The organism is Streptomyces sp. NPDC059582 (genome assembly GCF_042735715.1).
GTDB lineage: Bacteria > Actinomycetota > Actinomycetes > Streptomycetales > Streptomycetaceae > Streptomyces.
Map to the genome: position 1 here is coordinate 37,014 of NZ_JBHWCC010000043.1, position 15,281 is coordinate 52,294.

Consider the following 15,281-nt stretch of genomic DNA (forward strand, 5'->3'; position numbering starts at 1 on the left):
ACGTGAAGTTCACCGACGGCTACTGGCTGCTGCGCGAGGGCGTCACCGCGGCCCACCCGGTCGAGGTCCTCGACGTCACCGCCCCGGACGACGGCACGCTGGAGATCCACGCGCCGACCCAGCCCATCCGCCACCGCGGCGACCTGCTGAAGGGGCCGGTCGTGACGATCACCGCCCACGCCCCGCTGCCCGACGTCATCGGCGTCACCTTCACCCACTTCGCGGGCGAACAGCCGCGGGGCCCCGAATTCGAGCTCCGCCACACCGGGTTCAGCCCCCAGGTCGGCTACGACGACGAGCACGCGACGCTGACCTCCGGCGCTCTCACCCTGAACGTGTCCCGCACCGGTCCCTGGCGCGTCGACTTCCTCGCCCACGGCCGCATCCTCACCGGCAGCGGCCCCAAGGGCATGGGCATCATGCGGGACGCGACGGGCGCGCACTACCTGCGCGAGCAGCTCCGTCTGAAGGTGGGCACGAGCGTCTACGGCCTCGGTGAACGCTTCGGGCCGCTCGTCAAGAACGGCCAGGTCGTCGACGTCTGGAACGCCGACGGCGGCACCGCGACCGAGCAGGCCTACAAGAACGTCCCCTTCTATCTGACCGACGCGGGCTACGGCGTCTTCGTCGACCACCCGGGCAGGGTGTCCTTCGAGGTCGGCTCGGAGGCGGTGTCACGGGTCCAGTTCAGCGTCGAGTCGCAGCAACTGACGTACTACGTCGTCCACGGCCCGACCCCCAAGGAGATCCTGCGCAAGTACACCGCCCTGACCGGGCGCCCGGCCCTGCCGCCCGCCTGGTCGTTCGGGCTGTGGCTGTCGACGTCCTTCACCACCTCCTACGACGAGGAGACGGTGACGTCGTTCATCGAGGGCATGCGGGAGCGCGAACTGCCCCTGTCCGTCTTCCACTTCGACTGCTTCTGGATGCGCGAGTTCAACTGGTGCGACTTCCGGTGGGATCCACGGGTGTTCCCGGACCCGGAGGGCATGCTGGCCCGGCTGAAGGAGCGCGGGCTGCGCGTCAGCGCCTGGATCAACCCGTACATCGCCCAGCGCTCACCGCTGTTCACGGAGGGCAGGACACTCGGGCATCTGCTGCGGCGGCCCGACGGCAGCGTCTGGCAGTGGGACCTGTGGCAGCCGGGGATGGCGCTGGTCGACTTCACGAGCCCGGCGGCCCGTGACTGGTACGCGGGGAAGCTGGAGGCGCTGCTCGCACAGGGCGTCGACTGCTTCAAGACCGACTTCGGCGAGCGGGTGCCGGTCGACGTGGCGTGGGCCGACGGCTCCGACCCGGAACGCATGCACAACTACTACCCGTACCTCTACAACCGGACCGTCTTCGACGTGCTGCGCAAGCACCGCGGCGAGGGCGAGGCGGTCGTCTTCGCGCGGTCGGCCACGGCGGGCAGCCAGCGGTTCCCGGTGCACTGGGGCGGCGACTGCGAGGCGACCTACGAGTCGATGGCGGAGTCGCTGCGCGGCGGGCTGTCCCTCGGCCTGTCCGGGTTCGGCTACTGGAGCCACGACATCGGCGGCTTCGAGGGCACGCCGACCCCCGCGCTGTTCAAGCGCTGGCTGGCCTTCGGGCTGCTGTCCTCGCACAGCCGGCTGCACGGCAGCTCCTCCTACCGGGTGCCGTGGCTGTTCGACGAGGAATCGGTGGACGTGCTGCGGCTGTTCACCCGGCTCAAGCTCGGCCTCATGCCGTACCTGTACGAGGCCGCGCGCGTCGCGCACACCGAGGGCACGCCGGTGATGAGGGCGATGGCGCTGGAGTTCCCGGACGACCCCGGGTGCGCGCACCTGGAGCGGCAGTACATGCTCGGCCCCGACCTGCTGGTCGCGCCCGTGTTCAGCGACGAGGGCGAGGTCACCTACTACGTCCCTGAGGGCGCCTGGACGCACTACCTCACCGGCCGGACGGTGAGCGGGCCGCGCTGGATGCGCGAGCGGCACGGCTTCGACAGCGTGCCGCTGCTGGTGCGGCCGGGGGCGGTGATCCCGGTCGGCGCGGTGACCGACCGGCCCGACTACGCCTTCGCCGACGACGTCACCCTGCGGGCGTACGGCCTGGAGCGGGGCGCCCAGGTGACGGTACGGGCCGGGGACGTGACCTTCACCGTCGTACGGGAGGGGGACACCTTGCGGGCGTCGTGCGGTGACCCCTCGGCACGGTGGGGCCTGGCGGCGGGCGAGCGGGAGGTGCGGGCGCGTGCCGGGGCCGGATTCCTGACGCTGGAGCTGAACTGATGGCGGCCGGCTCGACGGTGCGTGGATCGACGGTGCGTGGATCGATGGTGATGGTGGCCGGACCGACGGTGGAGCTGGAGCGATGGTGAAGATCACTGATGTGGCCCGGCACGCGGGGGTCTCCCCCAGTACCGTCTCGTACGCGCTCAGCGGCAAGCGGCCGATCTCCGAGGAGACCCGGCAGCGGGTGCAGGCGTCCATCCGCGAGCTGGGCTACCGGCCGCACGCCGGCGCCCGCGCGCTGGCCACCAGCAGATCGAACGTCCTGGCGCTGGTGGTGCCGCTGCGGACCGGGATCCATGTGCCGGTGGTGATGCAGTTCGCGGTGTCGGTGGTGACCACCGCCCGCCGGCACGACCACGACGTGCTGCTGCTGACGCAGGAGGAGGGCGAGGAGGGGCTGCGGCGGGTCGCGGACACGGCCCTGGTGGACGCGCTGATCCTGATGGACGTCCAGCTCCACGACCCCCGGCTGCCGTTGCTGCGCGCGCTGGACCTGCCCTCGGTGATGATCGGGTTCCCCGCCGAGGCCGACGGGATCACCTGCATCGACCTCGACTTCCGGGCGGCGGGCGAGGCCTGCGTGGACCATCTGGCGCGGCTCGGCCACCGGGTGGTGGCGCTGGTCGGCTCACCGCCGGAGGTGTACGTCCGGGGGACGGCCTTCGCCCAGCGCGTGGTCCAGGGTTTCACCGCGGCCGCCGACCGGGCGGGCATGACCTCGGCCGTCCACCCCTGCGAGGCGACGGCGACGGCGGCCCGCCGGACCGCGGAACAACTCCTGCGGGAACAGCCCGCGCTGACGGGCGTCGTCGTCCACAACGAGGCGGTCCTCGAACCCCTGATCGACGCCTTCGAGCAACTCGGCCTGCGCGTACCGGCCGACCTGTCGATCACGGCGATCTGCCCGACCGAACTCGCCGACCGCCTCCGGATCACCTCCGTCGAACTGCCGTCGACGGAGGTGGGCACGCGGGCGGTGGACCTACTGATGGCCAAGCTGGCTGGTGACACCGTCCCGGAGGCGACCCTCTTGGCACCGGAGCTCACCCGGCGGGCGAGTACGGCGGCACGGACGACCGTATGAGAAGGGGCCCGCACTCGGTGAGTGCGGGCCCCGGTCCCACGGTCAGGACGGCTCCACCAGGAACCGCACACCGTCCACCACGAACTCGCCGTAGTGGAGGTCCGACCCGATGTTCTGCATCCTCTCGTACTGGTCGGCGGACAACATGGCGCCGGGGGCGTTCACGACGGCCCGCAGCAGCACCCGGAACGCCAGGTCCGGCGTGCAGCGGCGGGCACAGTCGACGAGCGCCTCGCGCACCTCGGCGGCCAGGAATCCCACCCGCCCGATCTCGGCGACGACCGCGTCCCGTCGGGACCAGCCGTCCTCCGTGTCGGCTCCGGTGAGGGGACGGACGTCTGCCCGCGCGGACAGCCTCGCCTCACACAGGCCGACCACCGTCCGGGTCCACTCGGTCCCCGTGGTCCTCACGAAGCCCGGCATGTACTGAGCTCCGGCGGTCCAGAGCACCTCGAGCGTGTCCGAGGGCAGGTTGTCGGCGAGTGTCCGGGCATCGCGGCGGACAGCCAGGACCTCTTCGCCGCTCTCCTCCGCGAGGTGTTTCGCCACGACGTCGGCGGCCGTGGGCCCGTCGTAGGTCCAATCCTGGTGGAAGAAACCCATCACCCACGGCACGCCGAATCCGAACTCGGTGAATCGCTGCACCGGGTGTCTCCTCCCTACTTCGGGTAGCACGTCTGCACGTAATAGCCCCGAGGGTGTTTCGGCTGCCCCTTGACCTTCGGCACCCGCACCAGCTTTATGTAATAGCCGTTGCCCGCGGCGGTCGGAGTCCTTCTGTCCGCGTAGTACACCGTGCCGAGCGAGTCGTCCCTCCGCCCGATGGTGCCCGTCCACTCCAGCTCGCTCTTGGAACTCTTCGTCATCCAGTTGGCGATCATGCTTGCTTTCTCGGCCAGGGCGGCGTCGACGACCTTCTGCGCCGTGTCCTGGTCGGTGAACACGCTGTTCGGAGTGTCCCGGCCGTCGTTCTTGCGCGTCTTCTCGATGGCCTTGTCCTCGGCCGCCGCACGGTTGGGCCGCACATGGTCCCCGAGCGTGTGCGCCTGGCCGGGGAACTTGGCTTCGTCGAACACGATGTCGTTGCAATTGTGGACCAGGACCGGCGTGCTTCCCGCCACGGCGTAGAACGTGTGCAGGCCGGACACTGTCAGGTCGTACACGGTCCGGGGCGCCGCTTCGTCCCGGTCAAGGACCGCGGCCACCGTGCGGAGGGTTCCGTCGGTGCTGCGCAGGCTGTCGCCGACGCGCAGGTCGGACGCGAGGATCCAGCCACGCCCGGTGACGTAGAACTTGTGCCCCGGTGTGCTGGTCAGGCTCCCGCGGTCCGCCAGAGTGACGTCCAGCAGGTCGTCGGCGGGGTGCGAGAACGTACGGGTCACCGGCTCGCCCACAGTGCGGCCGGTGGTGGGGTCGGTCGCCAGGAGCAGGTCGCCGAACCGTACGTCGCGAATCGCCTTGCGGCCGCCGTCGGCCAGGACCACCTCGGTGGTGCCGGGGAAACTGTTCCGTACACAGGCCGTCACCGCGTCCTCGAAGACGTTGACGCCCTCCTCGATCCGGGCCAGCGTCGCCGGGTCCACGTCCAGGGCCTTCAGCGCCTTGAACGCGTCCGCGACCCCGACTCCGGTCTTCATCGCGGCGTCGAGTGCGCGGAGGAACTCGGCGGCCTTCTCGAAGACCTTGCCCGGGATGAAGTTGGACGCGAACCAGGCGCAGCCGGCCGCGTCGCCGTGGTAGCAGCGGACGGCGTCGCCCAGCACGACCTCGTACAGGACCGCGCCGAGCGTGTCGCCGAAGAGGGCCTGCCAGCCGAGCCGGGTGATGTCGCCGGCGGTGAAGTGGTGGGTCCACTCCTGCTTCTGGTTCTTCAGCACCTCCGTCTTGAGGAAGACCGTGTCCTCCGGCGGGCAGCCGGACTGGGTGGCCGGAACGTCCGGATTTTCACAGAAGTAGTAGCTGACCGTGACGTCGAGATGGAGTTCGTACGTCACCGTGCAGCCCTGGAGCGTGTAGTCGCACGGGTTGAGCTGCTTGCCCGGTGCCGCCTCCGTCATCTTGTCGATGATGTAGAAGACACCGCCGACGCCGGTTCCGGCGCCCGTCTGGACCTGCTTGTTGGCGTCGTTGCGCTCCGCCTGGTCAGCCGCCTGCTGGGCCGAGTCCGCGTACTTCTGGGCGTCCTTCGCCGCTTCCTCGGCCGCGGTGGCCTCCGCGTCGGCGCGGGTGGCTGCCGCGCGGGCGTCGGTGGCGGCCTGCTCGGCCTCGGCGGCCGCCGCGCGGGCGGCCGAGGCGTCCAGGGCCGCCTGGTCGGCGGAGGAACGGGCGTCCGTCGCGTAGCCCTCGGCCCGGCCCGCGGCCCGGTCGGCCGCCGCCGCGTCCTCGGTGGCCTGCTGGTCGTAGTCGATCGTGCGGGCCAGCGACAGCTGCGCGTCGGAGGCGTACTTCGCCGCCTCGGCCGCGTAACCCAGCGCCTCCTTCGCCGACTTGCGGGCGTCCGCCGCGTGTCCGGCCGCCTCGGCGGCGATGGTGTACGCGGCCTTCGCGTCACCGGTCGCCGCGTTCGCCAGGCTCGCCGCCTGCTCGGCGTTCTTCTGCGCGTTGGCCGCGTGCGCCTCCGCGACGGCCTGCTGCTGCTCGGCGATCGACTTCGACGACTGGCCCGCCAGCACGACCAGACCGGCGGCGAAGTCGCTGTTGACGTACGGCGAACCGAGCTGGATCGCGTCGTTCGCCGGAGCGGCGACCTGCTGCGCCGCGGCGCCCGCGTCGTCGGCCGCCTGCGCGGTCGTGTACGCGTGACCGGCCGCGTCGGCCGCCCCCGTCAGCGCCTTGGCCGCCTCGGCCTTCGCCGCGTCGGCCTGCTTCTTGGCGTCGGCGGCATGCTTCTCCGCCTCATCCGCCAATGCAACAGCCGTGCGTGCCGCGCTCGCGGCGGCCTGGGACGCCTTGATCGCGTCGGCTGCCGAGCTCGTCGCGGTGCGTACGGCGGCGTCCGCCTTCAGCTTGGCCGCCTGCGCGGCGTCCGAGTCGGAGCGGGCCCGCTTGGCCGCGGCCTCGGCGCGCGTGGCCGCCGCGTCGGCGTCGGCCGCCGCCTGGGTGGCCGCGTTCGCCTCGGAGCGGGCCGAACCCGCCGCCGCCTCCGCGTCGTCCGCGGCCTTGTCCGCGTCGTCCGCGGCGGCCCGCGACTCCACCGCGTCGTCGGACGCGTCGTGCGCCTCGGCGTAGGCGTCCTTCGCGTCCGCCTTCGCGCGCGCCGCGTTCGCCTTGCTCTCGGCGTCCCACGCGTCGTCCCGCTTGCCCTTCGCGCGATCGCGCGCGCCCTCGGCGTCCTGGCGCTTGGTGCGGGCGGTCGACTCGGCGCCCTCCGCCCGGCCCTTGGCCTCGGTGGCGGTCCTGGCGTAGCCCTCGGCGTTGGACCGGTGCTGGGCGGCCTCGGCCTGCTTGGCCGCGGCGGTCTCCTTCTCCGCCTTCGCCGTCGCCTCCTCGGCCTCCGCCGACAGCCGCTTGGCGTGCGCGGTGGCGGCCGCCGCCTTCGCGTCGGCCTCGGCCTTCTGGGTCTCGGCGAGCTTGGCCTTCGCCGTGTCACGCGCCGCCTTCGCGGTCTGCGCCTGTACGGCGGCCGCGTCGGCGGCGGCCTTGGCCTGCGCGTTGGCCTCCTGCGCGGCGGCCGTACGGAACGCGGCCTTCGACTGCGCGGCCTGCGTCAGCGCCCGCGCCGCGATGGTCGCGCTGTCCCCGGCCGCGGCCTTGGTCGCCGCGTACGCGGTGTCACCGGCCGCCGATATGGCCGTGAGGGCGGCCGCCGACGCCTTCGTGACCTGTGCCTTCTGCTGTCCCACCAGCAGACCGCGTCCCCGGGGAGCACCGGCCGTGTCGGCGATCGCGTAGGCGGCCTTCGCGGCGGTGTCCGTGTCGGTGGCCGACTTCTGCGCCACGGTGGACTGCGCCTTGATCAGATCCAGCTGCTTCTTCGCCGCCGTCTGCGCGTCGGTGATCTGCTTCTTCACCTTGTCGAACTGGGCCTTGGTCGGGTAGTCCAGATCGTCGGTGCCCGCGTGACCGGACGGAGCGATGTCGAACTTCTGCGGGTCGGTGCCCTTGCAGTCCCACATCCGCGCGTCACGGCTGTTGTCGTACGTCGCCAGGTCCAGGCAGTTGCCGGTGCCCGGGTTGTACAGGCGCGTGGTCGCGTGGGTGTTGTACACCCACTTCTGGCCGGCGCTGTTGTTGCACGTCAGGATCTGCACCACGGTGCCGTTCGCGGTGCCGTTGCCCTTGATGTCCAGGCACTTGCCGGAATTGACGTTGACGAACGCGTCGCCGCGGATCTGCCACTTCTGCCCGGCGGAACCGTTGCAGGTGTAGATCTGCGCCGGCGTGCCGTCGACCTTGCTGCCGCCGCCGATCTCCAGGCACTTGTCGGTGGCGCCGTGCGCGTGCACGATCATCGGGCTGTCGCCGATCCAGCCGGGACCGCCCGCGGACCAGTAGTCCTGCCAGCGGGTGAGGTGGTCGGCCAGCCACGACTGGCCCAGCATCTCGCCCAGCGCCTTCGAGCCGGCCGCGAGCGCCTTGGTCGCGTCACGGTTGGCGTTGAGGATCTGGTTGCGCTGGGTGCCCTGTGCGGCGATCTCCTGCTGCCACTCCGCGGACGCGGCGGCGACCTCCTGGCCGAGCACCTTGCTCGGGTCGACCGGGGTACGCCACGCGCAGGACGCGAACCGTGACTTCAGGTCCTCCACGGCTATGCGGTACTCGACACTGCCCGGGGCGGGCGCGGTGCGCGGGAAGCCGCCGGAGGAGAGGAATATGCGGGCGTTGTCGGCAGCGGTCGGCTCCATCGACCAGTTGACCAGGCCGTCCCAGGCCTGGTGCTCGGCGAACGCCTGCTGCCACTGCGGAGAGGGCAGGTGCGGGTCCGGGTCACTGCCGTAGAGGGGGGTGCCGAGGTCCTTGACCGCCTTGACCGTGGCGGCGTCAGCCTTCGGGGTGGGGTCCTCGTAGAAGTCGCCCTCGGACTTCCAGAACTGTTCCCAGATCCACTTGGACAGGCCGGTCTGGCCGAAGAAGTTGTCCCGGCTGTCACCGGGCATGCCGGGCGGGTCCTCGAAGTCGGCGACCGACTTGAAGCCCCCGGGCGTCGGCAGCCCCGAGATCTCCCAGTCCCGGATGTGCTCGTAGAGCGCCGTTCCCTCGGCGCTGGCGGCTGTCTTGTCCTTCTCGAACGTCGTCGACAGCGGGGTGTCGTTCCAGTACTCGCGGTTGGCCGCGACGTGCAGCTTGTCCGGGGTCTGGTTGAGCCCGTCCTGCGCGGTGGTGTACATCGTCGGGCCGCCCCTGCGCAGCGCCTCGGCCAGCAGACACTGGTCCTGGCGGAGCTGCTCGGCGCTCTTCGCGTCGAAGCCGTCGTAGCTGTCGGCCACGGGGCTGAAGTCGTCGGCGTGGTGGGTGGGCAGATCCGGCTGGGCGGCGACCGTGGCGAGCACGGCGAGCGCCAGGACGGGCGGGACAAGTCGGTTGAGGAACCGGGATTTTCGCCTCGATGGCGCGCGGAACCATGGACTGGAACGCAAGAGAGCATCCGTTCTTCGTGAAGAGGGCAGGCCGGAGCCCGGTCGACGAGGCGAAGTGCCGTGGAGGCGGTCAGGACTCCGTACGGCGTGGATGCGGATGCGTCGGTGCGAACGAATGCGCCAGCAGTCGCGGCATGACGATGTACCTCTCCCCGTAGCGACGGTGTTCCCCCGGTCGCTGATTGACGTACGCGGCCGCGGAAGTGGTCGCTTCCGTTAGGCGCGCGGCTCCCTCGGCCGCGGCACGGGAGCGCGGGACGAAGTCCGCGCGGGCCATGACCTGTTACCAAGGGTGCTACCGAACAGTAGTCAATATGTGTGCTCCCTGTGAAGAGTGGGACCGCTGCGACTTCGATGCGGGAGCAAATCCGACCGATTCAGATCAAGTGCCGGGGGGAGCAGTCACTTTGGGGGGAGCCTCAGAGCCGTTGGGGCAATCGGATCGAGGCCCGCACCCGCTCGGCCCGCGCGTGCACAGTCCCGGGCCGCATCGGGGCCGGTGTTCGGGACGCGCCGTTTCCCCCACCCACGCGACAGGCCCGGCACAGGCCCTCCGGCAGGGCCTCCGGCCGGCCGGGCACACCACAGTCGGTGCACTCCATCAACAGGCGAGGCGCGCGGGGCTCGTCGGCGACGCGCCCGGGAGGCATCTTGTCGACGAGTCTGCGCCGGACGAAGGCGCGGGGCGAGTAGACGTGGTCGGGGAGCGCGGCGACGAGGACCTGTGTCAGATGCTCGGGCGTCACCCCACGCTCCAGCCACTCGGCGGCCGGCTGCTCCAGTGCGGCGCAGTCCGCGGCGGACAGCGCCAAGCGCGGTTCGCGCAGGCCGAGTCGGGCGAGGGTGACGGAGGCGACCGAGGGACCCGGCGCGTCCTCGGACGGCCGCGGCGGTACGTCACCGGAGCCGGTCTCCGGGGCGGCGGCGGGCCGGGCGTCACCTTCGAGGAACCTGGTCCACCATTCGCTGTCCCGTGCGGTACGCGACCAGTACGTGTGGAAGACCCACCGCGCCCCGGTCGCGGGACCGTCCCCGGGTTCCGCGCGACGGCGTACCCGGCGCAGGTGCCCGGCCCTGCCGAGCTCGTTGAACGCGGAGCGCACGGCCTGCTGGCCGTACAGGGGCTGCGTCTTGGCGATGGTCTTGGCGTCCATGGCCGCGTTCTCGCAGAGCCGGTCGAGCAGGCTCGCGAGGTACGCCTCACGGGCGGGGAGATGGCCGAAGTCGGCGGGCCGAGGCGGCGGCTGGTCCGGGACGGAGCGCTTGCCGTAGCCGGGTTTGGCCATGGGATGCGCTGCGGGTACGAGCAGGGCAGCGCTAGAGTTTTCGTACGCCACGAGATTCTCCATAAGCCGGATCTTGGGGTGAGACCCCGGCGGGTGCTGCTAACACCCGGCCGGGGTTGTTTGTTGCCGCGAACGTTAGAGGGTCGCGACGGTGCGTCGCAACACGATCACAAATAGTCATGTCCGCAGGTGTGCGCGGCAGTTGCGACGCGGGGAGGGGCGGGAGGGGGGTTGGTTCTTCCCACCCGTTCCTTGAAAGAGAAGCTCGAATCCCGCGACCCGAAGCCCGGGGCTCAGACCCCACGGACGGCAGCGGCGGCGTGTACGCGACGTACGCGATGATGACGGTGCAGCGCCCGCCGGAAGATCGAAGCGCGGGCCACGAGCCCCGAGCTTCGAGCCTTGCCGGCGCCGGAGTGGGCAGAGGCCGCGTTGTCCGACTTCTCAGCCCCCGCGCAACGATCCGCGCGACGAGAGCACACACGACAAAGGCCCCGCCGCTCGAAAGCGGTAGGGCCTTTGTCGTGTGCAAAACATGGGATGAGTGGAGATGGCGGGAATCGAACCCGCGTCCAACGGTGCAAAAACAGGGCTTCTCCGTGTGCAGTTCGCTGTGATTTTCTCGGCCCCGGTGATCACGCGAACAAGTCGCCGACGGGCCCAGTCACTGTTTGATTTCCCATCCGACCCCGTGACCGGGCCGGATGGTTTAGTTCCCTAGATTATGCCAGGGTCCGGGTCGGGAACACCCCCGGGCTGACACCCATTAAGGGTCCTTCACTCACTGCTTATTAGGCAGCGAGGGCGAAGGACTGGGAATCGCTCTTGGAATTGGCGATTATTGGTTGCGACATATGGTTAACGAGATCATTGCCGCTTCCTCGACACGCTTCCCCTGCTTCAACATCCGCTGTCGAAACCGATCATCCCCATGTTGTTTTTTCAATCCCTCCGAGGAGGGGGTGCGCACCCGCTGTGAGGTGCGAGCCCATCGTACGTGAACAACACGCACGCGTGCCACCGTATTCCGCCCGCTACGCGCCCCGCTGCTTGCGCTTGGCGGACGCGATCGCGCGGTCCGACTCCCGGCGGTCCTGCTGCTCACGCAGCGTCTGCCGCTTGTCGTACTCCTTCTTGCCCCGCGCGAGGGCGATCTCGGCCTTGGCCCGGCCGTCCTTGAAGTACAGCGCGAGGGGCACGATCGTGTGACCCGTCTCCTGCGACTTCGACTCCAGCTTGTCGATCTCCTCGCGGTGCAGCAGCAGCTTCCGCTTGCGACGCACGGAGTGGTTGGTCCACGTCCCCTGGCTGTACTCGGGGATGTGGGCGTTGTGCAGCCACGCCTCGTGCCCGTCGATCTGCACGAAGCCGTCGACGAGCGAGGCGCGCCCCTGGCGCAGCGACTTCACCTCGGTGCCGGACAGGACGATGCCCGCCTCGTAGGTGTCGACGATCGCGTAGTCGTGGCGCGCCTTCTTGTTCTGCGCGACGATCTTGCGCTTGCCGCCCTTCTCGCCGTCCCTGGACTTGGCGGCCGTCCCCTGCTGCTTCTGCTGGGACTCTTTCGGTACGTACATTCCCTTGGACATAGTGCTGACATTTTCGCACCACAGGGGGGTGCGAGGGAAAGTCGATTCCGACCGGCTCAGGAGGTGTCGCCCAGACCGCTCAGCACGGTGACCGCCCGCGGCAGCGCCGCGGCGTCCGCCTCCAGGTCGGGCGTGATCCCCGTCCCGTCGACGCCACGGCCCGACGGGGTGCGGTAGTGCCCGACGGTCAGCTCCGCCACGGAGCCGTCCGGCAGCCTGCTCGGCATCTGGACCGAGCCCTTGCCGAAGGTCCTGGTCCCCACCACGACCGCCCGGCCCCGGTCCTTGAGCGCCCCGGTGAGCAGCTCGGCCGCGCTCATCGTGCCGCCGTCGACGAGTGTGACCAGGGGTCTGGAGGTGTCCCCGCCGGAATCGGCGTGCAGGACCCGCTGGGCGCCGTCCACGTCGTACGTGGCGACCAGGCCGCCGTCGAGGAAGGCGGACGCGGCGGTGACGGCCTCGGTGACCAGCCCGCCGGAGTTGCCGCGCAGGTCGAGGATGATCCCCGCGCCTGCCGGAGCCTGCCGCACGGCGGTGCGCACGTCCTCGCCGACACCCTTGGTGAACGCGGCGACCCTGATGACGGTGACACCGCCGGCGAGCTTCTGCACGGTCACGGAGTCGGTGGACAGCGTCGCCCGGCGCAGGGTCCGGGTCCACGCGTGCGTGCCGCGCTCCAGACCGAGGGTGACCGCCGTGCCGGCGGCCGCGTCGGTGGCGTCCCCGCGCAGTAAGGAGACGACCTCGGTGACGGGCCGCCCGTCGACCTTCGCGCCGTCGACGCTGCGCAGCCGGTCGCCCTCGCGGATCCCGGCGGTGGCCGCGGGCGACCCGGCGGCGACCTTGGACACCTCGATACGGCCGTCCCGCTCGCGCCGCGCCCACAGGCCGACGCCGGTGTACTGGCCGTCGAGGGCCGCCTCGAACTCCTCGTACTCCCCCTGCGAGTACACCGCGGCCCAGCGGTCCCCGCTGCGGCTGACGGCGCGCTCGGCGGCCTCCATGGGGGACTTGCCGTCGGCCATCGCCTCGGCGGCCGCCCTGGCGACGTCCTCGTGGTGGCCGGCGGGCTCGGCCCGGTCGGCCGAACGGGCGGGGCCGGAGGCGTCCTTACCGTCAGGGTCGGGGAACGAGCCCGTGGCCGCACCGGCGGCGAGGATGCTCGCGAACACCAATGTCAGGGCGGCCCCGCGGCGGATGCGGCGGGGCTGACAGAAGCGGTCACTACCTGACATGGCGGTGAGTCTAGGACAACGCGAAGGGCCGGGCGGACGGTTGCCCGGACGGCCCTTTTGGCGTGCGTCACACCTTCAGGTACTTGCGCAGCGCGAAGAACGCGGCCAGCGCGGGCATCAGCAGGCTCGTCGCGAGGATGAGCGGCAGCTTCGTCAGCACCGCGTCCCAGCCGATGAAGTTGATCAGATTCAGCTTGTGGGACAGGTCCAGGCCGTGATCGATGATGAAGTAGCGGGCGACCACGAGGAACGCGCAGGCGACGCCGCCGCCGATGAGTCCGGCGACCGCGGCCTCCATGATGAACGGCGCCTGGATGTAGAAGCCGGAGGCGCCGACGAGCCGCATGATCCCCGTCTCACGCCGTCGGCTGAACGCCGAGACGCGCACGGTGTTGACGATCAGCATCAGCGCGACGACGAGCATCAGCGCCATCACCGCCCGCGCGGCCCAGTTCATGCCGTTGAGCAGGCCGAACAGGTTGTCCAGGATGCCCTTCTGGTCCTGCACGGACTGCACGCCGTCCCGGCCGTCGAAGGCGGTCGCGATGACCTTGTACTTCTCCGGGTCCTTCAGCTTGATCCGGTACGACTCCTGCATCTGGTCCGGCGTGAGGGAGCTGGCCAGCGGGGAGTCGCCGAACTGCTCCTTGTAGTGCTTGTACGCCTCGTCCTGGGACTCGTAGGTGACCTTCTGCACGACCGAGGTCATCTTGTTCAGGTCGGCGAGAACCTGCTTCTTCTGGTCCGAGGTGATAGCACCCTTGGCGCAGTGGGGGTCGGACTCGGCCTCGCTCTTGTTGCAGAGGAAGACCGAGACGTTGACCTTGTCGTACCAATAGCCCTTCATGGTGGTCACCTGGTCGCTCATGAGGAGCGACCCGCCGAACAGGGCGAGTGACAGGGCGACGGAGACGATCACCGCGAAGGTCATCGTCAGATTGCGGCGGAGACCGACACCGATCTCCGACAGAACGAACTGGGCGCGCATGGCGTCTGGTTGTGCCTTTCGGTGGACGGTGCGGTCAGTGCTGGTAGCCGTAGACGCCGCGTGCCTGGTCGCGGACGAGGCGGCCCTTCTCCAGCTCGATGACGCGCTTGCGCATCTGGTCCACGATGTTCTGGTCGTGCGTCGCCATCAGCACCGTGGTGCCCGTCCGGTTGATCCGGTCGAGCAGCTTCATGATGCCGACGGAGGTCTGCGGGTCGAGGTTGCCGGTGGGCTCGTCGGCGATCAGCAGCTTGGGCCGGTTCACGAAGGCCCGCGCGATGGCGACGCGCTGCTGCTCACCACCGGACAGCTCGCCCGGCATACGGTCCTCCTTGCCGCCGAGCCCGACCAGGTCGAGCACCTGCGGCACGGACTTGCGGATCTCGCCGGGCGACTTGCCGATGACCTCCTGCGCGAAGGCGACGTTCTCCGCCACCGTCTTGTTCGGCAGGAGCCGGAAGTCCTGGAAGACCGTCCCCAGCTGGCGGCGCATCTGCGGCACCTTCCAGTTGGAGAGGCGCGCGAGATCCTTGCCCAGGACGTGCACCTGGCCTTGGCTGGTCCGCTCCTCGCGGAGCACCAGCCGCAGGAAGGTGGACTTTCCGGAGCCGGAGGACCCCACGAGGAACACGAACTCGCCCTTCTCCACCTCGAGGGAGACATCCCTGAGCGCGGGGCGGGTCTGCTTGGGGTAGACCTTGGAGACGTTGTCGAATCGGATCACGGATGCACCACGGGTCGCCGGGGGTAGATGAGCGTGACCATACGCGACCTGGGTGCGCAAGCGCAGGCACCGACCAGAGATGCGCGAGGATTGGGCGGTTTTGTACGGCACTTTCCGGCCGGAAAACGGCGACTGCCCGGCGAGACGGCGGGCAGGATAAGGCGGACCGCGCCGAAATCCGCGGAACCTGGCACAGTGGAAGTGGGAACGTTCCCGCTTCCCCGAGCGTTGTAGGCGTGAAACCGGTGCAAGGAGGGCGAGCGCATGACGTACGACCGGCTGGTGTGCGCGAACTGCGCGGCGCCCGTGAACGAGGGCCGATGCCCCGTATGCCGCGCCAACCGTGAGCGGCTGCAGCAGGAGAACTTCGTCACAAGCCTCAACCCGATGGCGCTGATCGCTCTGCTCGCGGTGCTGATCGCGGCGGTGGCACTGCTGGCCCACCAGACCGCGTAGGGACGCAGCGAACGCACGAAGGGCCCGGGGCGATGGCTTCGCTCCGGGCCCTTTCGCATATGTGCGTGCGGGTACGTTCCGCACC

The 15,281-nt window shown here is 70.1% G+C and carries 10 protein-coding genes and 1 other RNA gene; 3 read left to right on the plus strand and 8 right to left on the minus strand.

The features are described 5' to 3' along the window. Nucleotides 1-2 precede the first annotated feature (2 nt). Both yicI and ACFV0T_RS30285 read left to right on the plus strand, forming a co-directional pair. Nucleotides 3-2,255 carry an alpha-xylosidase gene (gene yicI, locus ACFV0T_RS30280; protein ID WP_385785883.1) on the plus strand — a complete coding sequence of 751 codons (2,253 nt, stop codon included), beginning with the start codon at nt 3-5 and terminating at the stop codon, nt 2,253-2,255. A gap of 82 nt (nt 2,256-2,337) precedes the next feature. Continuing rightward, nucleotides 2,338-3,342, plus strand: a complete 1,005-nt coding sequence (locus ACFV0T_RS30285; RefSeq protein ID WP_385785885.1) for a LacI family DNA-binding transcriptional regulator — start codon at nt 2,338-2,340, stop codon at nt 3,340-3,342. Between the two features lie 42 nt (nt 3,343-3,384). On the opposite strand, the gene ACFV0T_RS30290 is transcribed toward ACFV0T_RS30285, so the two are convergent. The 8 genes from ACFV0T_RS30290 to ftsE form a co-directional block, all read right to left on the minus strand. After that, nucleotides 3,385-3,987 (minus strand): contact-dependent growth inhibition system immunity protein, encoded by a 603-nt coding sequence (locus ACFV0T_RS30290; protein WP_385785888.1) that lies wholly within the window; start codon nt 3,985-3,987, stop codon nt 3,385-3,387. Nucleotides 3,988-4,001: 14 nt separating this feature from the next. Continuing rightward, nucleotides 4,002-8,918: a ricin-type beta-trefoil lectin domain protein gene (locus ACFV0T_RS30295; protein WP_385785891.1), complete on the minus strand. Its 4,917-nt coding sequence runs from the start codon at nt 8,916-8,918 to the stop codon at nt 4,002-4,004. 419 nt (nt 8,919-9,337) lie between these two features. Beyond that, nucleotides 9,338-10,255 carry a hypothetical protein gene (locus tag ACFV0T_RS30300; protein WP_385785893.1) on the minus strand — a complete coding sequence of 306 codons (918 nt, stop codon included), beginning with the start codon at nt 10,253-10,255 and terminating at the stop codon, nt 9,338-9,340. Between the two features lie 491 nt (nt 10,256-10,746). After that, nucleotides 10,747-11,135: a transfer-messenger RNA gene (ssrA, locus tag ACFV0T_RS30305) on the minus strand. A gap of 103 nt (nt 11,136-11,238) precedes the next feature. Next, a complete protein-coding gene (gene smpB, locus ACFV0T_RS30310; RefSeq protein ID WP_385785896.1) occupies nt 11,239-11,781 on the minus strand; it encodes an SsrA-binding protein SmpB in 543 nt (180 codons plus the stop codon). Nucleotides 11,782-11,849: 68 nt separating this feature from the next. Further along, a complete protein-coding gene (locus ACFV0T_RS30315; RefSeq protein WP_385785898.1) occupies nt 11,850-13,028 on the minus strand; it encodes a S41 family peptidase in 1,179 nt (392 codons plus the stop codon). A gap of 67 nt (nt 13,029-13,095) precedes the next feature. After that, entirely contained in the window at nt 13,096-14,016 is a 921-nt protein-coding gene (gene ftsX / locus ACFV0T_RS30320) for a permease-like cell division protein FtsX (RefSeq protein ID WP_385785901.1), read from the minus strand. A 34-nt stretch (nt 14,017-14,050) separates the two neighbouring features. Further along, on the minus strand, nt 14,051-14,740 hold the full coding sequence (gene ftsE, locus ACFV0T_RS30325) for a cell division ATP-binding protein FtsE (RefSeq protein WP_385785903.1): 690 nt from the start codon (nt 14,738-14,740) through the stop codon (nt 14,051-14,053). 264 nt (nt 14,741-15,004) lie between these two features. On the opposite strand from ftsE, the gene ACFV0T_RS30330 reads away from it, so the two are divergent. Beyond that, the gene (locus ACFV0T_RS30330; protein ID WP_385785905.1) at nt 15,005-15,196 is read left to right on the plus strand and encodes a hypothetical protein; all 192 of its coding nucleotides are present in this window, start codon (nt 15,005-15,007) and stop codon (nt 15,194-15,196) included. Nucleotides 15,197-15,281: the final 85 nt, after the last annotated feature.